Genomic DNA, 21,793 nt, shown 5'->3' on the forward strand with positions numbered 1-21,793 from the left:
GAGTTGAGATTATTTGGCTCAAGAATATTTAAATAAGAATAATGCTGTAACCATGAGCAGTCTTTGTATTGCCAGAAGATCCACTTTTTAATCGATTCATTTTCAATTTTGACCATTTATCTAAAAATGTCTATAAATTGGCATTTTTTTGACGTTTTTTTATTGTTTGTTTTCATTTTACATGTTTAAATGTTCGTTATTGAACAATAATGAAAATTTGCGGTGGCTTATGCAAACTTCTCCTCAGTCAAACGACAAAATTTATGACCTTGCTGTCATTGGTGGTGGTATCAACGGTGTTGGTATTGCAGCAGATGCTTCAGGTCGTGGTCTATCAGTATTTCTCTGTGAAAAAGATGATTTGGCCAGCCATACCTCTTCTGCAAGCAGTAAATTGATCCATGGTGGTTTACGTTACCTTGAACACAAAGAGTTTCGCTTGGTACGCGAAGCGCTGGCTGAACGTGAAGTATTGTTGGCAAAAGCACCACACATTATCCGTCCAATGCGTTTTATCATGCCGCATCGTCCACACTTACGCCCAGCGTGGTTGATTCGTACAGGTTTATTCTTTTACGATCACTTGGGTAAACGTGAAAAGTTATTGGGTTCGAATAACGTTTATTTTAAAGAAGACAGCCCTTTAAATGCTGCAATTACTCGTGGTTTTGAATATTCAGACTGTGCAGTTGATGATTCTCGTTTGGTGGTGTTGAACGCCATGCATGCCCGAGAAAAAGGTGCGGACATTGTCACACGTACACGTTGTTTATCAGCACAACGTGAAGGGCAATACTGGATTGTTGATTTGGAAAATGAAAAAGGTCAATTCCAGATTAAGGCAAAGGCTTTAGTGAATGCGGCTGGCCCTTGGGTGGCACAATTTATTAAGCAAGATTTGCAGCTTAAATCGCCGTATGGTATTCGTTTGATTCAAGGCAGTCATATCATTGTGCCGAAGCTGTATGAAGGCGATAAAGCCTTTATCATGCAGAATGATGACCGTCGTATTGTGTTCGCAATCCCGTACTTAGACCAATACACCATGATTGGAACTACGGATCGTGAATATCAAGGTGATCCTGCACAAGTAAAAATCACCCAAGAAGAAATTGATTACTTGATTGAAGTCAGTAATGCACACTTCAAAAATCAGTTAACCCAAGCCGATATTATTTCGACTTTTGCTGGTGTACGTCCATTGTGTGATGATGAATCAGACAATCCATCTGCAATTACCCGTGATTATACTTTGGCTTTATCGCAAGAAGCAGAAGATCAGGCACCTTTACTTTCGGTCTTTGGTGGTAAGTTAACCACGTATCGTAAGTTAGCAGAATCTGCAATGCAGCAGCTCAAAGCATTTTTCCCAGAAATGAAAGGCAGTTGGACAGCAACTGAGGCTTTGCCGGGTGGTGAAAATATGGCATCAGCTGAACAGTTGGCGAAAGAGATTCGTGCACAAATCACTGATGCATCTGAGTCTTTGGCAAAACGTTGGGCATCTGCTTATGGTTCACGTATTTGGAATATCTTGGGTGAAGCAACTTCGATTGAGCAGTTAGGTCAACATTTTGGTCAAGGTTTGTATGCGAAAGAAGTGGATTATTTATGCCGCTTTGAGTGGGTAACGACCAGCCAAGATATTCTGTGGAGACGTTCAAAGCTTGGTCTCAATTTTGCACCAAGTGAAATCGAAAACTTAGATGTATATTTAGCAAATAAACCAAATAGCACGGTTGCTGCTTAAAAGTTCTCAATAAAAAAGCCCCTTTGAATAAGGGGCTTTTTTATTGGTCTTCATTAGTATTTGAAGCGGAATGCAATGGTGTAATTTGCAGGTGCTCCGTAGAAGGCTTGTCCATCGGTAAAGCTGTTTAAATATTTTTTATCCGTTACGTTATTGGCATTGGCCTGAATACTGAAATTTGGACTAAGGTCATAGCTTGCCATCAAATTCAGCAAGGCATAATCACTTTGTTTGAGATAGGTATTAAAACTTGGATCAAAACGGGTGATTTTACTTTGCCATTTTAGACCTGCACCAACTTTTAACTTTGGTAGCTGAGTAGGGGAATAGGTTGTTAAAAGATTAAAGCTTTGTGTTGGATTATATGTTCTTGCAGCACCGCCATTCTTTAGATCTTGCAGGCTAAACTGGGTATAACCGAGTGAAATATTGACCTGATCGGTTAATTGTCCAGCCAAGCCAACTTCTACACCTTGCGAGCGTAAATCGCTAATTTCAACTTTGCGATTGATTGAAGGGTTATCCGTTGAACGAAGTGGGTAGTTGTTTTCTTCGGTTCTAAACACGGCCAGTGTCCCGGTAAGCTTATTGTCTAACCAAGAACTCTTAAAGCCGACCTCATAGCTTTTACCTTCGATTGGATCTGCAACTTTGCCCGTTGCTTGGTCAACCGAGGTTTGTGGGCGGAAAATTGAGGTATAGCTCATATAACCGGTATATTCAGGTGTAAAGTTATAAGTAAGGCCTGCATAAGGCGAAACTTTACTTTCATCATAGGCCATTGGTGCATCATAACTCGTACCTTCACTCTTGGCTTGAACGTAATTTGCACCGAGGGTTAATTTTAAATCGTCATTGAAGTGTAGGCGAGTTGCTGCATAAAGCGATTGATTGCGTTGTGTATAGTCGGCTGTTTCTGCAAATGCACCCCAAGATACATTGTTTGGTGTCCAACTTGCCCAGTTTGTTGTGCATTGGGCATTATAGGTGTTTGGACTTGTACCGCGCACACATGTTGCAATATTGCTGTCTTGAATATCACCCACAATTTGAGCATCATTTTGTTTGCTCTGGGTAAAGCTATAGCCAACAATCGCTTCATGTTGCTGACCAAATAATTCAAACTTTCCATTTAGGTTGAGGTCAACACTGTGTTGTTTATTTTTTTCATGAAAGCCTTTAGCGGTAAGATCGACATCAGCGCCATTTGCGGTCGGATAGCCATAATAATATAACAGTCGGCTGTCACGATCCTTCTCATTGTAGTTGTAGCTTAGATTGGCAGACCAAGTTTCTGATAATTTTTGTTTTAACTCAAAAAATGCATTACGCGAAGTATTGTCCCAATAGGTCCAATCTGGATTAGGGTTATAGGAGCGATCATAGCTGATTTGTTTACCCGTAGAATCCATCAACGGTAACGCACCCCAGTTATTGGCATTGGGTTTATTTTTTTCTTGGCTGGCACCAATGGTCAGTAAGGTATTGTCTCCAAGATCAGCTTCTAAAATTCCTGCAATACCATTTTTCTCAGAACTATAGCGGTCTAAGTTTGAGTCGCCTGTTTGTTGAAAACCAGAAACACGGCCGCGGAGACGACCATCTGATACGAGGCTGCCTGAAGCATCTGCTTCATAACGTTGAGTATCCCACGAACCATAGCTTAGACCTGCATTGGCTTGGAACTCTTTAGTTGGGCGTTTACGGATGTAGTTAATGGTTGCGCTTGGATCACCAAAAGCATTGGTCAGTGCATCTGCACCTTTAATGACTTCGATGCGGTCATAGAAATAGCTGTCTGGATTGGTGTCGTTATAATTCCATTCGCTTGAAGGGAAGCCGACACCATCGACTAGAATATTTGAGATTTCAAAACCACGTGCCATATACACCGAGCGCTCAGTTTCTAGCGAATTTACAGTCACACCAGGGGTATTGTTGAGCACATCTCTGGAACTGGTCAGGCCGAAATCTTCAATTTGTTGCCGTGTCACCACATTGATGGTCTGAGGGATCTCTTTGGCTTCAATATCGAGTTTGGTGGCGCTTGAACTATTTTTAATGGTATATGCTTTGGTTTGTTCACTGGCATTGCTATCTTGCGAGGCTTGAACTTTGATAGTTGGGAGTTGTTGTGATCCTTCCTCAAGTGCATGGCTATATGAGCTGATACTGACTAATGTGGAGATTGCTAAAAAAAGGGGAGTGCGTTTGAACAGCAAGGAAGAACTCATGTCTACAACCGTGTAAATGAGAAATATTATTATTACAATTATTGTTAATATTCGTTAACTTTGCAATTTATTTCGTCCAAAGCTTAATGGGAATACCTAGCGTGGGGTGGAGGATTGATAGGAATTTTCGAAAATCGGGCATTAAAAAAGGCCGCTGTAGCGACCTGTGATTGGTTATGTCCAGTCAAATGTAAATAGGACACGTCGAGTTTCGGGTTGGTAAAACATCAAGATATTGTCGGCACCATGATTGCAATACTCCCAACCAGATGCGGAGGCAATAAAATAATAACGTCGTTGCTGTTGGTCAAAGATGTGTACAAAACAATGGTCATCTTGTTCCATATTTTCCAATTTAAGTTGTTCTTCAATCGGGTAGCACCAGTTGCCATATTCAGCATCACCACCCAGTTGATTGAGTAAAATGGTGGGCTTGTCATTTTGATAATTGACATCAGATGTGCTAATCACTCTTTTTTGTTCTAAGAAGCGTTGTTTAACCTGTTTAAAGTCTTCATGCATTTCTTGACTGTGAGTCAAAACCTCAGTGTATGAAGGATGGCTTTTATTTTCTAAAATAAAATAGTGTTGATCAGCCAGCCAATGATATTGAGACTGCTCATCCAACTGTAAAATAAACCAATTTTCATGCGCAAATTCATTATAAAACTCAGCAGTCTCTGAGCCGATGTAGCACTCATAAGGCTCAATTGGATTGACTAAATGAATCCAACCGTGCCATTCAGGATTGATCTGGGCAAGGTCAATCGAAATGAGGGGGAGTAAATGCTTTGCGAGAAAGGCGTCTTTGCTTGTAAAGACGGTGTCTGAGTCTGGGAGTAATTTTAAAAAATCTTGTGCAGTTGTAATCTCTTGTTGCATAACTTTTCCTGTTTAAATAGATAAAATACGGATATCTTTATATTTTTTAACTGACTTTTGCTGGCACATTAACGTCTTAATTTATTCATCTTCGATGGATGAAAATTACTTTTGAGGCTGTTAGTTTATTATAGTTTTGCAGCTTAAGATGACAAAAAAGGCCGCCGTAGCGACCTTTTTATGTCAATTATGATTAAGCAGATTTAACAGCTGCTAATAATTCATTTTGACGATCTTTAAGTGCTTGAGGTAAGCGAGCACCAAGTTTAGTGAATAACTCAGTGTGGCTTTCAAGTTCTTTGATCCATTGATCTTTATCTTGAGCTGTAACAGTGTTGAATTGCTCTTTAGAGAAATCGATACCTGTCCAGTTCAATTGTTCATAAGTTGGAACAAGGCCAATCGGTGTTTCAGTCGCTTCAGCGCGGCCTTCACAACGATCAATGATCCATTCAAGAACACGCATGTTTTGACCGAAACCAGGCCATACGAAATTGCCTTCAGCATCACGACGGAACCAGTTTACGTTGAAGATTTTTGGTAATTTATTACCAGCTGCTTCAGCTTTCGCGCCTACTTTTTTGCCCATGTCTAACCAGTGACCGAAGTAATCAGCCATGTTATAACCCGCAAATGGAAGCATTGCGAATGGGTCACGACGAACGATACCTTGTTGGCCTACCGCTGCTGCAGTTGTTTCAGAACCCATCGTTGCTGCTTTATAAACGCCATCAACCCAGTCAAATGCTTCAGAAACTAAAGGCACGGTATCTGCACGACGACCACCGAAGATGAATGCAGAGATTGGTACGCCTGCTGGATTTTCCCAGTCAGCGTCAATCGAAGGGCATTGACCCGCAGAAACAGTAAAACGTGAGTTTGGATGTGCTGCTTTTTCACCTTCAACGTATGGTTGGCCTTTCCAAGTGATTAGGTCAGCTGGAACTTCTTTAGTAAGACCTTCCCACCATACTTCGCCATCTTTGGTTACAGCAACGTTGGTATAAATCACATCTTTATGCATGGTTGCGATGCAGTTCGGGTTGGTTTTGGTATTTGTACCAGGTGCAACACCGAAGAAACCAGCTTCTGGATTGATTGCATATAAGCGACCATCTTCACCTGGTTTGATCCAAGCAATATCGTCACCTACAGTTTCAATCTTCCAGCCTTCATAACCTGCTGGTGGAATTAACATTGCAAAGTTGGTTTTACCACATGCAGAAGGGAATGCTGCTGCGATGTAGTGTTTTTCACCTTGTGGGTTAGTTACACCTAGAATTAGCATGTGTTCAGCTAACCAGCCTTGCTCGCGACCCATTGCAGAAGCAATACGTAATGCTAGGCATTTTTTACCAAGCAATGCATTACCGCCGTAGCCAGAACCGTAAGACCAGATTTCACGCGTTTCTGGATAGTGAACGATATATTTTTCGTTGTTACATGGCCAAGCAACGTCTTTTTGACCATCTTTTAATGGTGCAGCAACAGTGTGTACGCATGGGATAAACTCACCATCTGTACCTAACACGTCATAAACTGCTTTACCCATACGTGCCATTTTAGTCATGCTGACTGCAACGTAAGGTGAATCTGTTAACTCGATACCGATGTGAGCAATGTGGCTTCCTAAAGGACCCATCGAGAAGGGAACCACATACATGGTACGGCCTTCCATTGCACCGTCAAATAATCCATTTAATTTTTCGCGCATTTCTGCAGGAGCAACCCAGTTGTTTGTTGCGCCAGCATCTTCTTCATTTTGCGAGCAGATATAAGTACGGTCTTCAACACGAGCAACGTCAGAAGGATCAGAATTTGCAAGATAAGAACCAGGATGTTTTTCTTGGTTGAGTTTCTGCATGGTGCCGTTAGCGATCATCAAGTCCATGAGACGTTGATATTCTTCTTCGCTACCGTCACACCATTCGATTTTTGCTGGTTTGGTCAATTTTGCAATTTCTTCCACCCATGCAATCAGCTTAGGGTGACGAACGAATTCTGGTGCGTTCACTTGGGTCATGGTGATGCCTTTTTAAAGTGTGTACGACGTACAAATTCTATCCACTGGATGGCAGTGAGACAGATGAAGTAAAAAAAGTGGCTGTATTAAAGCATAAAATCATAAAAAATATAAGACTAAAGAATAGGTAGGTGTGTAAGGTGGGAAATGTTGGTTTGTGATTATAATATTGTTTTTTAATAATTTTATTATTCTATGTTTTATTATTTTGTTTTTTTATATGTAATATTTTTTTTATAAATTTCTTTTTTAATCAGTATTTTAATTTATTTTTAATTTTTTGAGAATTGTTATTGATTATATGAATAATGTTCATTCAAAATTTACATAAACTTGCTTTTATTTGTTGATTTTGTAAACAAAAATAGGCTTATCAAAAGCCCCAAGGTTGATGCGAATGAGTCGAAATTTACAGCCTTTATCTATTATTTATAATCAAAAATCAGGTTTCCATGCTGCGCAGCAAGATGATGAATATGAGCGTCTTATGACATATTGGACACAATATGGGTTTGAAATTCAGGTTTTTGAATTAAATCAGCAGGTTAATTTTGATGACATGATGAGAACTGTTTTGGCTAGGCATCAACAGACTGAATTACGTGGCGTTGTGGTTGCGGCTGGGGGAGATGGAACTTTAAATGCGGTTGCAAAACAGTTAATCCATACAGATATTCCGATGGGGATCATACCGCTGGGTACGTTTAATTATGTTGCACGGGCGTTGAATATCCCGATTGATGTTGCGCAAGCGGCAGAAGTGATTGCAACGGGTAGGATACAAGCAGTGCACGTTGCTTCAATCAATGATCAAATTTATCTCAATAATGCGAGTTTAGGGTTGTATCCTTTATTTATAAAAAAGCGTGAACTATACAATCAGCGACTTGGACGTTTTCCGCTAAATGCCTATACATCGGGTTTGGATGTATTACTGCGTGAACATAAATCCTTAAAACTTGCGGTGACCATTGATGAACAGAGCTATCCTGTTGCAACCCCTTTAGTTTTTTTTGGTAATAATCAACTGCAACTGAGTGATATGAAATTAAGAATTGCAGAATGTGCTGCTAATGGAAAGTTAGCAGGGGTTGTTGTTGCCAAAAGTGATCGTTTCAGCTTAATGAAAATGTTATGGAAATTGGTTCAGGGTAAAATTGATCAAGCTTCTGATGTGTATTCATTTTGTGCCGAACATATACTGGTTAATTGTAAAAAGCCAAAATTAACGGTGGCAATAGATGGAGAGCTTATGGTGATGGACACCCCATTAAAATTTTCAGTGAAAAAATCCGCGTTAAAAGTGATGGTTCCGAATGTTATTACACCTGTCTGATCTACATTTTGGAACGGAACGTGACGTCTGTATTGAAGCAATCAAGCAATTTTGCCAGCAACATCGTCCTGAAGCTGTGATCGTGAGTGGTGATCTGACACAACGCGCGCGCTTTAAGCAGTTTTATGCATGTCGACAATTTCTAGATGCGCTCGATCTTCCTTATCTGGTGGTACCAGGCAATCACGATATTCCGCTTTATCATGTATGGAACCGTTTCTTTTCTCCTTTTGTTCGTTATCAAGCATTCTTTGGTCGTTTGGAAACAACACTGGAAACGGAGCATTTTTATATTGTTGGGATGAACAGTATTCGTCGGCGATATCATACGCGGGGACATATTTCACTGGATCAAATTCATGAAACCTATGAAAAGTTAAATCATGCGCCAGCGAATAAAATAAAACTGGTGGTTTTCCATCAGCCTTTTTATACCTTTCCAAATGAGCATGGTGATAAAGATTGTCCTGTGCTAGGGAAAATTGCTTTAGAACGCTGGGGAGAGACAGGGTTGTTTGGTTTATTGCACGGACATTTACATAAAGTTGCTGTGCATGATTTAAATCAAATTTTTCAGTTGGGATTTGATCATCCAATTTTAGATATCCATGCAGGCACAGCGACTTCAAACCGATTACGCTTTGGATTAACCAATAGTTTTAATGTAATTTCGGATAATGGCAAGATTGAGCATTATTGGTTTGATGAGAGCTTGGGTAACTTTCACACATTGAAATAAACCAGTTATAAAGATTCTTGTGTGCTTAAGTAGATGATGGTTATAGGTTATATAAATTTAGCCTTACTTGTTTTGTTCGGCGGTAATTGAAATGTGTTTAACGACTAAAATTTTGATTAATATTTTATCCATCAATGAGTTAGTTTGGATTTTAAAATAAAAAACACATTTTATAATTGAGCTTATTCTTTCTTAAAAAATATAAATTACTTTGAAAACTGCTGAGTTTTTCTTTTTAATTTTTAGTTTGTAATATGTTGTAACTGCCTAAGTTTTGCTAAGATTTGCTTTTTAATAATATATGCAAATCGCAAATAAAATATTGAACATTTTTGCGATTTCAGTAGGCAGTTAGGGGTCAAAATGAAACGTGTATTTTTACTGGATAAAAATAATCATAAAGCAGCTGCCACATCTGAGATCGGAATAGCAGGACAAACAAAACCAATCCTTTTAAATCAAGCTTTGCTTGCAAAATCTGGGGTTAACGTTGATCAAATCTCTTCAATTACACGTATCGGTAATGATGCAATTGTGCATCTAGTTGATGGTACAAAAGTTATTCTAGAAGGATTCTTTGTACAGGATACTTTGCAGCTTCCGTTACAGGATGGAGAAAGTTTATGGGCTGCAATTGTCGACACTAAAGTTGAAGAGCAGCCGATTTCCGATTATTTAGTCTTAGATGGTGTTCCGCCCGATGTTTTGGCTTCAGACAGCTCAGTTGTTCGTCCCTTATCTGAGATCCCGAATGCGATTGCAACTGATCGTTCAGTTGAGACTAGCCATGCAATTGCAACGACAGCTTCTAGCACAGTAGGGAGCATCCCGAGTTGGGCATGGATTACTGGAAGTGTGGCAGGTGTCGGTGCAATCGCTGCTGCCAGTGGTGGTGGGGGTAATGGCAGTAAAAAAAATGATCCAGCCCCTGATACCACAGCGCCTGTATCACCTCAAGGTAGTTTTACTGCACAACAGGATGGAAAAACCATAATAGGTCAAGCTGAAATTGGCAGTATGGTTATTGTGAAAGATGTAACTGGTAAAGTGTTGGCGGAAACGATAGTGGGAGCTGATGGTAAATTTAGTCTGACTTTGGTTCATGCTTTGACCAATGGTGAACAGCTTGATATGACTGCTAAAGATCAAGCTGGCAATGAAAGTACGGCTACTCGGATCACGGCACCTGATACAACCGCACCTGTTTCACCTCAAGGTAGTTTCACTGAGCAACAGGATGGAAAAACCATAACTGGCCAAGCTGAAATTGGCAGTATGGTTATTGTGAAAGATGTAACTGGTAAAGCGTTAGCGGAAACGATAGTGGGAGCTGATGGTAAATTTAGTCTGACTTTAGTTCATGCTTTGACCAATGGCGAACAGCTTTATGTAACTGCTAAAGATCAAGTTGGCAATGAAAGTACAGCTACTCTGATCACAGCCCCTGATACAACCGCACCTGTTGCAGGGCATCTGGCTTTTACACATTTTGTTGATAGTGGTTATTCGGATACGGACTATATTACACAAAATAATACGTTTGATCTGCGCTTGACGGGGCAGGAACAAGGAACAGTAGTTAACTACCAAGTGTCTAAAAATGGCGGTGAGTGGAATGAGACTGTTGCCACACAAAAAGATTTGTCAGATGGAGTTTATCAATTTAAAGCCATTGTGACGGATCCGGCGGGGAATAGCAGTGAAGTGTTGTCTCCGCTTGTGACTGTTGATAAAACGCCACCGCAGACTGGTGTTTTATCATTTACTGATTTTACCGATACAGGTGTTTCAGCGACGGATTACATCACCAATGATCAGACCTTTAATTTGAGCCTTAAAGGGCAGGAACAAGGAACAGTAGTTAGCTATCAAGTGTCTAAAAATGGCGGTGAGTGGACTGAGACCGTTGTCGCACAAAAAGATTTGTCAGATGGAGTTTATCAATTTAAAGCCATTGTGACGGATCCGGCGGGGAATAGCAGTGAAGTGTTGTCTCCGCTTGTGACTGTTGATAAAACGCCACCGCAGACTGGTGTTTTATCATTTACTGATTTTACCGATACAGGTGTTTCAGCGACGGATTACATCACCAATGATCAGACCTTTAATTTGAGCCTTAAAGGGCAGGAACAAGGAACAGTAGTTAGCTATCAAGTGTCTAAAAATGGCGGTGAGTGGACTGAGACCGTTGTCGCACAAAAAGATTTGTCAGATGGAGTTTATCAATTTAAAGCCATTGTGACGGATCCGGCGGGGAATAGCAGTGAAGTGTTGTCTCCGCTTGTGACTGTTGATAAAACGCCACCGCAGACTGGTGTTTTATCATTTATAGATTTTACCGATACAGGTGTTTCAGCGACGGATTACATCACCAACGATCAGACCTTTAATTTGAATCTTAACGGACAGGAACAGGGAACAGTAGTTACCTACCAAATGTCTAAAAATGGCGGTGAGTGGACTGAGACCGTTGTCGCACAAAAAGATTTGTCAGATGGAGTTTATCAATTTAAAGCCATTGTGACGGATCAAGCGGGGAATAGCAGTGAAGTATTGTCTCCTATCGTGACGATAGATACGATCGCACCAGCTGCAGGTACTTTAAAAATAGTTAATTTAAATGACACTGGGAGTTCACCTTTTGATCGAATTACCCAAGATAATAGCTTTGATTTACAGGCATTAAATCCAATTGTAATTAATAAAGAAGCCACGCTTAATAATCGCTATGAAGTTTCTAAAGATGGTGGGAAAACCTGGGCAGAAACGACTGTTAAACAAGTTAATTTAGCTGATGGTACTTATTTATTTAAGGTTGTTGGAACAGACATTGCGGGGAATATTGTAGAAACTGCAATTGAAAAAGTTGTCGTGGATACAGTAGCTCCAGAAGTTGCGACCAAGCTTAAGCTTGTAGAGGGAGGATCTGGTTCAATCTTAACAGGCACCGCAGAACCTGATGCCACAATCCAAGTGTATGATCAAAATAATAGTTTGGTTTATCCATGGGACACGACAGTTAATTCTGATGGCACATTTGCTATAGATTTTAGTCAATATTATTTAAAAGAGCAGACTTTAACGGTAACAGTAACTGACCGCGCGGGAAATGTGAGTGAAAAGGTAGCCATTGTTGCACCTTTAGATAACATTAAGCCTGAACCCATTCAATCGATTGAGTTCAATGAGGACGGTCGTCGTTTTACTGCAATAGCAGAAGCCAATAGCATAGTTAGAATCTATGATGTAAATCATAACGAAATTGGGCGTGGTTATGCCGATAGTGAAGGTAAAGTTTCAGGTCAATTAAATTATGTTTATTTAAAGGGGCAACAATTAAGTTTTATTGTTTTTGATCGGGCAGACAACCAGAGTGAAGCCGTTACTGCTTATGCACTAAATGATAATACACCACCAGAGGCAGCGACAAATCTTCTTCTGGCTGAAAGTCATAATGGATCGATTCTAACGGGTATGGCAGAAGCAAATGCCACGATCTTGATCTATGATGAAAATAGTCAGTTAGTTTATTCATGGAATAATACGGTTAATGCGGATGGAACATTTGCTGTCTATCTAAATCAATATTATTTAAAAGGCCAAATATTAACTGTAACTGTGATTGACCGTGCAGGAAATGTCAGTGAAAAAACCAGCATTGTTGCGCCTATAGATGATATTAATCCTAACCCCATTCAATCAGTTAAGTTTGATCAAGATGGACGTCGTTTTACAGCAATAGCAGAAGCCAATAGTACAATTAAAATTTATGATGCAAACCACAATGAAGTTGGACGCGGTTCTGCGGGGAGTGATGGTAAGGTTTCAGGTTGGTTTGATAATGTCTATTTAAAAGGACAACAATTAAGTTTTATTGTTTTTGATCGAGCTGGAAATCAAAGTGAAGCCCTTTCACTTGAAGCCATAAAAGACTCAACTCCACCAGATGCGGCTAAGAATCTTAAATTAACGGAGGGCAGCGATAGCTCTATTTTAACGGGTATCGCTGAACCTAATAGCATCATTCAAGTTTATGATGAGAATAATAATCTAGTCAGTAGATGGAGCAGTACGGCATATACTGATGGCACATTTACTGTTTATTTGAATCAATTTTATTTAAACGCGCAGACGTTAACGGTCACAGTCACTGATCGTGCAGGCAATGTGAGTGAAAAAGTAACGATTGTTGCGCCATTGGATGAAGTTGCACCTCTCGCTGCTGAAAATATCACTATAAATGAAGCAGGATGGATTTCTGGTCTGGCTGAATCAAATGCAAGAGTTGATATTATTGATCAATATGGAAATTTGATCACAACGACTGTGGCCTACAATGGCTCTTTTTCTCACTGGATCAACTATAGTCAATATCAAACACAAACCTTAAGTTTTGTGGTGAGAGATCCTGCAGGAAATCGCAGTGATGTTGTACAAAAAGTTTTGCCTGTATTACTCAATACCCCGCAAGCTGTGACAGATTTATTGCTTGATATAGAAGGACATAATTTATCTGGTCAGGCAGTTGCTGGCCAGCAAATTATTGTGAGTAATGCTGTTGGCGAGCGCGTGGATAGTAATTGGTGGAATTTAGTTGTTAATGAAGATGGTACGTTTAATGTACAGCTTAATAGCTACTATTTACAAGGACAGACATTATATGTCCGTGCCTTAGACCCAACGAACAATCTATATGGCCCAATCACTGAAGTTATTGCACCTTTGGATAATATTGAGCCACTGCTCAGTGAGGTGGTTATTACTGAAAATGGTGATGGAATTAGTGGACAATCTGAACCAAAAGCTACAATCAAAGTCATTGATGCTGATGGTGATGTTCGTGCAGAGTTCAACACAGATGAAACGGGGCATTTCAATTTAAGTATTTATCCACCAGTTTTACGCGGTGAGCAGTTATTTATTACAGCAACGGATTTAGCAAAAAATGTCAGCACGCCAGTTCACATTATTTTTAATGCCGATAGTAATGCGCCCAGCCCAGCTGAAAATATCGTTATGTCTGACAATGGTTTCTTTATATCAGGAGATGCTGTACCCGATAGCTACTTAAAAGTTGTAAATGCTCAAGGTTTTCTTGTTGGTGATATCGTTGTCGATAAATGGGGACATTTTAATATTGAATTAAATCGTTCTCAAGCGACGGGTGAGGTACTACGGGTTGTTGTAGAACAAAATGGCTATCAAAGTAACTATACCGAAGTTATTACGCCAGTCGATACTGTCGCACCAGCTGCGGCAACGCAATTTGCAGTCAATCAATCTGGTTATCTCATCGGTCATGCAGAACCTAAGGCCTTAGTTGAAATAACTTATAATTTTGATGGTCAGCCGTCTTATACCAATACAGTTATTGTGAAAAAGGAGGGAATATTTGAAGTCTATATGAATAATAAAGCAACCTCATTGGCTGTGACTGTAATTGATAGTGCGGGAAACCAAAGTGCTACGGTAATAATTAAACCAACAGAGATTCCCCAGATTAAGGTAGATCAATTTAGAGGAGATCAGACCGATAATATTTATCAAGTAGATCATGGTTCTGATTTTATCCAAGAATATCGTATTGAGCATTATGAAAATTATAAAGAAGTGTGGGTAGATGATAGCCATTATGTATCTCAGTGGTTTGATGGATATTATGAAAAGCAATGGATAGAAGGCCATTATGAACCAGTTTTAATAGAAGGCCATTATGAGGAAATTTGGTTTGACAATGGGGAATGGCGCTACCGTGATTACTATAGTGATCAGGACGGGAAGCGTTACTATACTGATGATGGTTCATATGATGCTTATGTAAATCAGTATTTTGACTCCGAATTAGGATTATGGCAGGACGGTTATGCCCTTAATGGACCTGAGATTGAGCAAGAATGGGTTAGCAATCTGTATTCTGAACAAATTTGGGTTGGTGATTCTTACGAAGATCAGTGGCTTGAAGGTCATTATGAAAATGTTTGGATTGAAAGGCATGAGGAATATTCGTGGGTTGAAAGTGGTTATTGGGAAAATCAACTAATCGAATCTGGTTACAGAGATATAGACTTTGGTGGGCATGATAAAGTTTTGAGTTCTGTAAGTTATAGCCTGATGGGGAATTATGACTGGGTAAATGACCCAGAAAGTATAGAAAGACATTTAGAAAGTGGGCGTTATATTGAAGATCTTGAGCTAGTTGGTAGTGCAAATATCAATGCCACAGGTAATGGATTGAATAATGTCCTTACCGGAAATGCTGGGAACAATATTTTGGATGGTCGTGGTGGTCACGATACCTATATTGGAGGTGCTGGTTCGGATACTGTGATTTATAACATATTGAATTATAGTGATGGACTTGTTGATCGCTGGCAAGATTTTCATGTCGGTAATGTCTGGACAGATTTGCAAGCAGATAAGATTGATCTCAGTCAATTATTGACGGATTATGCTGGAGATGGCTCAGTTGCATCTCTGGAAAAATTCATTCATGTCAAGCAAGAGGGCGAGAATACCATCGTGAGTATAGATCGAGATGGTGAAGCCTCTGCTGAGAGCGGTGTTCAGTTAGTGTTACTCAACAATGTCAACACAACATTGAGTGAATTATTGGGCAACCATCAAATTATTTTTTAAACATCTTTTTATGAAAATCCAAGAGCTGTCAATGACAGCTCTTTTTCTTGGTTGTAGACAATTTGTTCAATCAAAATCAGTTTGAAGAAAAAATACTAAAAAAGTCGAGTTTTTTTTTATTCACCCCTTGAAGCTATTTTTTTTAACCCCACAAAAGTGGCATATCAAAATTTTATGTATTGCCATGAATTGGCGATACGAATTAATCAAAAAGACTAAGTCTGATGGAGTTAACTATGAGCAACATTCGTCCATTACATGATCGTGTTGTTATTCGTCGCGTAGAAGAAGAAACTAAAACGGCTGGTGGTATTTTACTTCCAGGTTCTGCTGCTGAAAAACCTTCTCAAGGTGAAGTAATTGCAGTAGGTAATGGTCAAATCACTGACAATGGCGTTCGCGCTTTAGACGTTAAAGTTGGCGATAAAGTATTGTTCGGTACTTATGCTGGTACAACAGTAAAAGTAAGCGGTGAAGAGCTCTTGATCATGAAAGAGTCAGATATCTTAGCTGTACTTGAAGGCTAATCGATACATAACTCACAAATTAATCAGATACAGTATTTAAAAAAGATTCGGAGTTTCACATGTCAGCTAAAGACGTAAAATTTGGTGATTCAGCTCGCTCAAAAATGATTGCAGGCGTAAACGTACTTGCAGATGCAGTAAAAGTAACTTTAGGTCCTAAAGGCCGTAACGTTGTGATTGACCGTTCTTTCGGTGCACCGCACATCACTAAAGATGGTGTAACAGTTGCGAAAGAAATTTCATTAAAAGACAAGTTTGAAAACATGGGTGCTCAACTTGTTCGCGAAGTTTCTTCTAAAACAAATGACATCGCGGGTGACGGTACCACAACGGCAACTGTACTTGCTCAAGCAATCTTAAATGAAGGGATCAAATCTGTAACTGCAGGTATGAACCCAATGGATTTAAAACGTGGTATCGACATCGCAGTGAAAACTGTCGTTGAAAATATCCGTACCAATGCAAAACCTGCAGATGATTTCAAAGCAATTGAACAAGTAGGTTCAATCTCTGCGAACTCTGATACGACTGTTGGTAAACTTATCGCTCAAGCGATGGAAAAAGTTGGTAAAGAAGGTGTTATTACTGTAGAAGAAGGTTCTGGCTTTGAAGACGCATTAGACGTTGTAGAAGGTATGCAGTTCGACCGTGGTTATATCTCTCCATACTTCGCGAACAAGCAAGATACCTTAACTGCTGAACTTGAAAATCCGTTCATCCTTCTTGTTGATAAAAAAATCGGCAATATCCGTGAATTGATCGCTGTATTAGAAGCTGTTGCTAAAACTGGTAAACCACTTCTTATCATCGCTGAAGATGTTGAAGGCGAAGCACTTGCAACACTTGTTGTAAACAACATGCGCGGTATTATCAAAGTATGTGCGGTTAAAGCCCCTGGTTTTGGTGACCGTCGTAAAGCAATGCTTCAAGACATCGCGATCTTGACTGGCGCAACTGTCATTTCTGAAGAAGTAGGCATGTCTTTAGAGCAAGCTTCTCTTCAAGATTTAGGTACTGCACACAAAATCACTGTTTCTAAAGAAAACACTGTGATTGTTGATGGTGCTGGTAATGCTGCACAAATCGCTGAACGTGTTCAACAGATCCGTGCGCAAATCGAAGAATCTACTTCTGAATACGACAAAGAAAAACTTCAAGAACGCGTTGCTAAATTAGCTGGCGGTGTTGCAGTCATCAAAATTGGTGCGGCAACTGAAGTTGAAATGAAAGAGAAAAAAGATCGTGTTGACGATGCACTTCACGCAACTCGTGCAGCAGTAGAAGAAGGTGTTGTTGCAGGTGGTGGTGTTGCACTGGTACGTGCTGTAAACGTATTAGATGGCTTAAAAGGCGCGAATGAAGATCAAACTGCAGGTATCAACATTTTACGTCGTGCGATTGAAGCGCCACTTCGTCAAATCGTTTCAAACGCTGGTGATGAGCCTTCAGTTGTAATCAATGCAGTTAAAGCGGGTGAAGGTAACTTTGGTTACAACGCTGCAACTGGCGAATATGGCGATATGTTAGAGATGGGTATTCTTGACCCTGCTAAAGTAACGCGTTCTGCACTTGAACACGCAGCTTCTGTTGCTGGTTTGATGTTGACCACAGAATGTATGATTACTGATATCCCAGAAGATAAACCTGCTGCTCCAGATATGGGCGGTATGGGTGGTATGGGCGGCATGATGTAAACCGCTCAATTAAATCATAACTGATTGAAATTTATATTTTATTTAAATTAAATCAGAATGATTACTCACAGTATTACTCACATATGGTTTTACTGTAAGTATAAAGGCCGCTAAATGCGGCCTTTTTTATTGCTTAAATTTAAGCAGATAAATCATTAGCTTCACTATCCTGAACTTTCTTTAAAATACAAGACAGCACATAACTATTAAGCCAGACATTCTTTCGACCATCCTTAGCAGGTGGTTTTACTCGACCATCCTGAATACGAGCATAAAGTTCTTTTTCAGTAATGTTTAATCGGAAAGCAAATTCAGCTGTAGAAACTAAACGCTCAGTGTTTGTTAAATCAATTGCAACCGCCATTCAAGTTTCCTCCGCATCCGCTGTTGCTTCTTTCGCTTCATCTGTTAATTTTTCAATGGCTTTTACAATGTCATCGAGCTCAAAATCTTTTCGGGAACTAAAATCGAATAAACCGCATAAATGCCCATGTATTTTATAAATTCCACGTTCCCAACGATCTTTCCGAACAATCTTGCCATCATCTCTAAATTCGAAGTGCTCTGGCTTTAAATCTCTATTTTGAAATTCAGGGCAGCGCAGATCGAATTCAGTTACTTCACGTTTAATCATTTCCGCCCCGTGCTGCTTCTACCATTGCTTTGGTTTCAGACTCAAAAACATCAAAACATTTATCGCCATGTACCGAAGCTAAATGCAAAAATTTGAACATAAAAAATGATTGCTCTTTTTCTGCCTTAGGTGGAATGTCAAAACCTAATTGACGATAAATTTGCGCTGCTTTAATAAACTTAAAACATGGCATACCTAAAATTTCATCTATTACAGGTGTGATTGTTTTAGGTAAAAGTACAAATTCAGCTTCTGGCACCACCACGCAGCCCTCGAGCTTATCAGTCGCCATTTCCCAAGCCTTTTTCATCTCATGCTTTAAATAAGATTTATCAGCATATTCGACTGATGACGTATCAGCAGGAAGTTCGCCATGTCGTTTGGTGAAAAACTCATCAAAATCTTTTTCAATATTCATGCTGCAGCCCTCACGCTTGAATTAGTTTTAACCCCTCTAACACGGTACCCGAGTTTAGTACGACTCATGCCGATCTGATCTGCAGCTAAGCGTTGATTGCCTTTGCTATAAATTAGGGCTTTTTGAATGATGGCCATTTCAATATAAGAAAGGATTCTTTTAACCGCCGTACCTTCGACCTCAATTGCACATTCAATATCATTCTCACAAAGAACAATCCCTGTATTTTTAGCTTTTAGCCAGGTATCCCAAAGAACTGCAATTTGATCGAATCTAAAAATGCAGTTTGTGTTACGCTGGATAGAATGGATACTGCCTTTCTGATCCCAATCAATTTTCAGCACACCCAAGGCTTTAACATGGTCCGTAAAGTATGTTTGCTCAACTTTGATATTTAGCATGATGTTCTCCCAACTACTTTAACCAGGGCGCGATATTGTTCTTGAAGTTGCACGGCACGGTGTTCAATCCATCGTGTTTTTAATCGTGTATATTCAGGTTCACGACAGTCACGATGCAGGTTTTTGAAATTTTCTGAGCATTCTTCATATTGCTCTGACGCTCGTTTGGTTGCCGCTTCTAAGCTCAATTCAGCTGGCATTAATATCAACTTTTCTTGCTCTGACATTACTTTCTCCAAATCGATTCTTTAAACTTGGCGTTGGCCACCAGATCCGTAATTTCTGATTCATTCACATTTTGGAAAATGTGCGTCATATTTCCCCCGAATACATAAAGTATTCGGGTTTGGGTGGAGTAATTGAATTTCATGGCAGATCCTCATCAATAGAGGACTCGACTGCAGGAGCTTCTAATTCGACTCTGCGAGAACGGATATAGCGCATCATTTCAGGCTGAGCTATTGGGTCCATGCTTGATACATCAATCTCAATAGCGTCCAGTGTTGTTAAATCTGGTGCATTTTGGATCTGAACCATTAATGATGGTTGTTTAGCTGCTTTCTCGTCTTGAAGTACTTCCAGACGTTTATGCATATACTTGATCAATGGCTCGCGCTGTTTTGCTGACCAAGAATTTGTGTACCTAACAACAGCATTTACTTCAATTGGAGTTTTAGATTCATCGACACGCTTCATTAGTGTTGATAGAACCTCCTTGTATTTTTCCTCTTCTTCTTCGATTGGCTTGCGCTCATTGTTTTTTTGCACAGTTTCAACATCTATATTTTGAGCTTTAGCAACTGCGGCGGCGGCTACTACTTCAATATCAACAGGCGGTTCTTGTGCTGTAAATGAGGTGTATTTTAATTCTAGTTCTTTGGCCAGAATCTCATGCTCAAAACTTTCCAATCCTGTGCTTGTATTTATACGGCCATGAATTACATCTAGCTGAGCGGGGGAGTGAGCTTCTGTGATTTCACCAATAAAAGCCTCACAAAGTACCGATAATTCAGGATCTGATTTATCCTTAAATAGCTCATGATCTTCACTTTCAGCTGCAACCTTTTCTTGCGCCAACTGTTCCAGTTTTGCTTGCTTAGCGGCTGTTATTTGTTCCTGTTGCGCTTCATTAAAACCGTTTCCATCTAAACCATAGCAAGTGGTTTCAACTTCCTCTGCAGTCAAGCACGTACCGATCGCATCAATAACAAGATCCTTGTTCGATTCAATCTGGTTGATTTTTTCCTTTTGAGCATCAGCAGTTGTGATATTTTCTTGCGGCTCTTTTTTGCGTTTTATTTTACTAGGCTCTTTACCAAGACGAGTAACAGTTACATCGTTATTAAACTCACGACCTAACGCTTTTGATATGGCCTTTAATTGAAGCTCAGCATTTTCAGCGTCACGTTGAACAAAACCACTATTAATAGATTCAATAAGCGCACTGGTTTTGAAGTTCATGACATAGATTGAAGGGGCATAAGTACAAATAACAAATACATCTTGCCCTTCTTGATATTCATCAACCGTAAGTGGCTTTGTAAATTTAATACCAGCTAATTCCAACATTTCTAATTGAATGCAAAATTCATAATTAGGTTGGCCAAAAACGGTCGCAGGCATTTGGTCCAGAGTGCTGAAATCTTTATCTGCATGAAGAACGCCATCACCAGCATAACGGCACAGTACTGTTTTACCCTTTTGAAGGGCAGCGAAAGCCTCTTGGGCATTTAAAATATTATTCATAGCCGTGTCCTAGTGATGTATCTGATTATTTTGTTGATTTTGAACTTGTGAAGGCATTGGTAATTCCCAGCCTTGTTGGTCGGCACGCGCCTGGCATGCTTTTCTGATACCGGCATAAAAATTAGTGCCGTTAAACGTACTCAATGCCTTTTCTAAAGTTGCAGGATTATTTGCCTTGCTGATTGATACCAAGGCATCCTGAAAGCGTTGGCCAAGAGACTTTTGAACAGGCTGATTCTGTTGCTGAGATATGTTTTGGTTTTGCTGGTAATTCCCACGCTGGTTGTTCTGACCATTCGCACATTGTTGGTTTTGGCCTCTACTTTGCTGGTTATTTTGACCCTGTGATCCAGCTTGTTGTTGGTACGCATCCGTATCGGCATCTTGAGTATCATCAATCAGAAATAAGCCATTTAATGCATATTTACGGGCGTATGAGCTTGAAGCACCAAAGGTTTGAGCAACGTCCATACCTTTCTTATTAATGTCTACGCCAGCATGAGCAGTTACTACAGTTTGTTTTCCATTTGCATCGGTAAACACAGCTTTAGCAGTAAGCACTACTACAGATCCAATTTCTTGTACCTCATCAGTAAGGACAAGGGTTGCGTTATGTTGTAGTAAAAATGGTTTCACACCTTCCAAAATGTCCTCAAGGCTGCGGTAATGGAAATTACCAAATTTATTGAATTTACTTTTTGGTGCCTTTAATTCCTGTTGAATGGTGCGTAACACATCTAATTCAGCAGATTTTGATTGTTGTTGTGTCATGA

Annotated in this window: 16 protein-coding genes; 6 read left to right on the forward strand and 10 right to left on the reverse strand. The window is 39.8% G+C overall.

What is annotated here, in order from left to right:
• Positions 1-229 precede the first annotated feature (229 nt).
• Positions 230-1,750 (forward strand): glycerol-3-phosphate dehydrogenase, encoded by a 1,521-nt coding sequence (gene glpD / locus F902_RS06495; RefSeq protein WP_005202081.1) that lies wholly within the window; start codon positions 230-232, stop codon positions 1,748-1,750.
• A gap of 53 nt (positions 1,751-1,803) precedes the next feature.
• Here glpD and F902_RS06500 read toward each other — a convergent pair whose 3' ends face one another.
• The 3 genes from F902_RS06500 to F902_RS06510 all read right to left on the reverse strand — a co-directional run bounded on the left by F902_RS06500 (position 1,804) and on the right by F902_RS06510 (position 6,889).
• A complete protein-coding gene (locus F902_RS06500; RefSeq protein WP_005202084.1) occupies positions 1,804-3,984 on the reverse strand; it encodes a TonB-dependent siderophore receptor in 2,181 nt (726 codons plus the stop codon).
• Positions 3,985-4,158: 174 nt separating this feature from the next.
• A complete protein-coding gene (locus F902_RS06505) occupies positions 4,159-4,866 on the reverse strand; it encodes a hypothetical protein (protein WP_005202085.1) in 708 nt (235 codons plus the stop codon).
• 193 nt (positions 4,867-5,059) lie between these two features.
• Entirely contained in the window at positions 5,060-6,889 is a 1,830-nt protein-coding gene (locus F902_RS06510; protein WP_005202087.1) for a phosphoenolpyruvate carboxykinase (GTP), read from the reverse strand.
• A gap of 397 nt (positions 6,890-7,286) precedes the next feature.
• Here F902_RS06510 and F902_RS06515 point away from each other — a divergent pair, with 397 nt between their 5' ends.
• The 5 genes from F902_RS06515 (at position 7,287) to groL (ending at position 17,821) form a co-directional block, all read left to right on the forward strand.
• Positions 7,287-8,225 (forward strand): diacylglycerol/lipid kinase family protein, encoded by a 939-nt coding sequence (locus tag F902_RS06515; protein WP_005202089.1) that lies wholly within the window; start codon positions 7,287-7,289, stop codon positions 8,223-8,225.
• Complete coding sequence (locus F902_RS06520; protein WP_005202091.1) at positions 8,206-8,964, forward strand: metallophosphoesterase family protein; 759 nt, start codon at positions 8,206-8,208, stop codon at positions 8,962-8,964. The genes F902_RS06515 and F902_RS06520 overlap by 20 nt, the downstream gene beginning before the upstream one ends.
• A gap of 363 nt (positions 8,965-9,327) precedes the next feature.
• Positions 9,328-15,600: an Ig-like domain-containing protein gene (locus F902_RS06525; protein ID WP_005202095.1), complete on the forward strand. Its 6,273-nt coding sequence runs from the start codon at positions 9,328-9,330 to the stop codon at positions 15,598-15,600.
• A gap of 236 nt (positions 15,601-15,836) precedes the next feature.
• On the forward strand, positions 15,837-16,127 hold the full coding sequence (locus F902_RS06530; RefSeq protein WP_004652030.1) for a co-chaperone GroES: 291 nt from the start codon (positions 15,837-15,839) through the stop codon (positions 16,125-16,127).
• A gap of 59 nt (positions 16,128-16,186) precedes the next feature.
• Positions 16,187-17,821 carry a chaperonin GroEL gene (gene groL / locus F902_RS06535; RefSeq protein WP_005202097.1) on the forward strand — a complete coding sequence of 545 codons (1,635 nt, stop codon included), beginning with the start codon at positions 16,187-16,189 and terminating at the stop codon, positions 17,819-17,821.
• A 139-nt stretch (positions 17,822-17,960) separates the two neighbouring features.
• Here groL and F902_RS06540 read toward each other — a convergent pair whose 3' ends face one another.
• The 7 genes from F902_RS06540 to F902_RS06570 all read right to left on the reverse strand — a co-directional run bounded on the left by F902_RS06540 (position 17,961) and on the right by F902_RS06570 (position 21,791).
• Positions 17,961-18,185 (reverse strand): hypothetical protein, encoded by a 225-nt coding sequence (locus F902_RS06540; RefSeq protein ID WP_005202098.1) that lies wholly within the window; start codon positions 18,183-18,185, stop codon positions 17,961-17,963.
• Entirely contained in the window at positions 18,186-18,455 is a 270-nt protein-coding gene (locus tag F902_RS06545; RefSeq protein WP_005202100.1) for a hypothetical protein, read from the reverse strand.
• The gene (locus F902_RS06550) at positions 18,448-18,873 is read right to left on the reverse strand and encodes a hypothetical protein (RefSeq protein WP_005202101.1); all 426 of its coding nucleotides are present in this window, start codon (positions 18,871-18,873) and stop codon (positions 18,448-18,450) included. The genes F902_RS06545 and F902_RS06550 overlap by 8 nt, the downstream gene beginning before the upstream one ends.
• Positions 18,870-19,274: a helix-turn-helix domain-containing protein gene (locus F902_RS06555; protein WP_005202103.1), complete on the reverse strand. Its 405-nt coding sequence runs from the start codon at positions 19,272-19,274 to the stop codon at positions 18,870-18,872. Before F902_RS06555 ends, F902_RS06550 begins: the two co-directional genes overlap by 4 nt.
• Positions 19,268-19,501, reverse strand: a complete 234-nt coding sequence (locus F902_RS06560) for a hypothetical protein (protein ID WP_005202104.1) — start codon at positions 19,499-19,501, stop codon at positions 19,268-19,270. Before F902_RS06560 ends, F902_RS06555 begins: the two co-directional genes overlap by 7 nt.
• A gap of 139 nt (positions 19,502-19,640) precedes the next feature.
• Positions 19,641-21,020: a hypothetical protein gene (locus tag F902_RS06565; RefSeq protein WP_005202107.1), complete on the reverse strand. Its 1,380-nt coding sequence runs from the start codon at positions 21,018-21,020 to the stop codon at positions 19,641-19,643.
• Between the two features lie 9 nt (positions 21,021-21,029).
• Positions 21,030-21,791: an ERF family protein gene (locus tag F902_RS06570; RefSeq protein ID WP_005202122.1), complete on the reverse strand. Its 762-nt coding sequence runs from the start codon at positions 21,789-21,791 to the stop codon at positions 21,030-21,032.
• Between the last annotated feature and the right edge of the window lie 2 nt (positions 21,792-21,793).

Source organism: Acinetobacter higginsii (assembly GCF_000369525.1).
Classification (GTDB): Bacteria; Pseudomonadota; Gammaproteobacteria; order Pseudomonadales; family Moraxellaceae; genus Acinetobacter; species Acinetobacter higginsii.

Excerpts from the sequence above, each read along its gene's own strand:
- F902_RS06510 (WP_005202087.1), bottom strand. The coding sequence starts at position 6,889 with ATGACCCAAGTGAACGCACCAGAATTCGTTCGTCACCCTAAGCTGATT.
- F902_RS06505 (WP_005202085.1), bottom strand. The coding sequence starts at position 4,866 with ATGCAACAAGAGATTACAACTGCACAAGATTTTTTAAAATTACTCCCA.
- groL (WP_005202097.1), top strand. The coding sequence starts at position 16,187 with ATGTCAGCTAAAGACGTAAAATTTGGTGATTCAGCTCGCTCAAAAATG.
- glpD (WP_005202081.1), top strand. The coding sequence starts at position 230 with ATGCAAACTTCTCCTCAGTCAAACGACAAAATTTATGACCTTGCTGTC.
- F902_RS06530 (WP_004652030.1), top strand. The coding sequence starts at position 15,837 with ATGAGCAACATTCGTCCATTACATGATCGTGTTGTTATTCGTCGCGTA.
- F902_RS06520 (WP_005202091.1), top strand. The coding sequence starts at position 8,206 with ATGTTATTACACCTGTCTGATCTACATTTTGGAACGGAACGTGACGTC.
- F902_RS06540 (WP_005202098.1), bottom strand. The coding sequence starts at position 18,185 with ATGGCGGTTGCAATTGATTTAACAAACACTGAGCGTTTAGTTTCTACA.
- F902_RS06560 (WP_005202104.1), bottom strand. The coding sequence starts at position 19,501 with ATGTCAGAGCAAGAAAAGTTGATATTAATGCCAGCTGAATTGAGCTTA.
- F902_RS06545 (WP_005202100.1), bottom strand. The coding sequence starts at position 18,455 with ATGATTAAACGTGAAGTAACTGAATTCGATCTGCGCTGCCCTGAATTT.
- F902_RS06570 (WP_005202122.1), bottom strand. The coding sequence starts at position 21,791 with ATGACACAACAACAATCAAAATCTGCTGAATTAGATGTGTTACGCACC.
- F902_RS06525 (WP_005202095.1), top strand. The coding sequence starts at position 9,328 with ATGAAACGTGTATTTTTACTGGATAAAAATAATCATAAAGCAGCTGCC.
- F902_RS06550 (WP_005202101.1), bottom strand. The coding sequence starts at position 18,873 with ATGAATATTGAAAAAGATTTTGATGAGTTTTTCACCAAACGACATGGC.
- F902_RS06500 (WP_005202084.1), bottom strand. The coding sequence starts at position 3,984 with ATGAGTTCTTCCTTGCTGTTCAAACGCACTCCCCTTTTTTTAGCAATC.
- F902_RS06515 (WP_005202089.1), top strand. The coding sequence starts at position 7,287 with ATGAGTCGAAATTTACAGCCTTTATCTATTATTTATAATCAAAAATCA.
- F902_RS06555 (WP_005202103.1), bottom strand. The coding sequence starts at position 19,274 with ATGCTAAATATCAAAGTTGAGCAAACATACTTTACGGACCATGTTAAA.
- F902_RS06565 (WP_005202107.1), bottom strand. The coding sequence starts at position 21,020 with ATGAATAATATTTTAAATGCCCAAGAGGCTTTCGCTGCCCTTCAAAAG.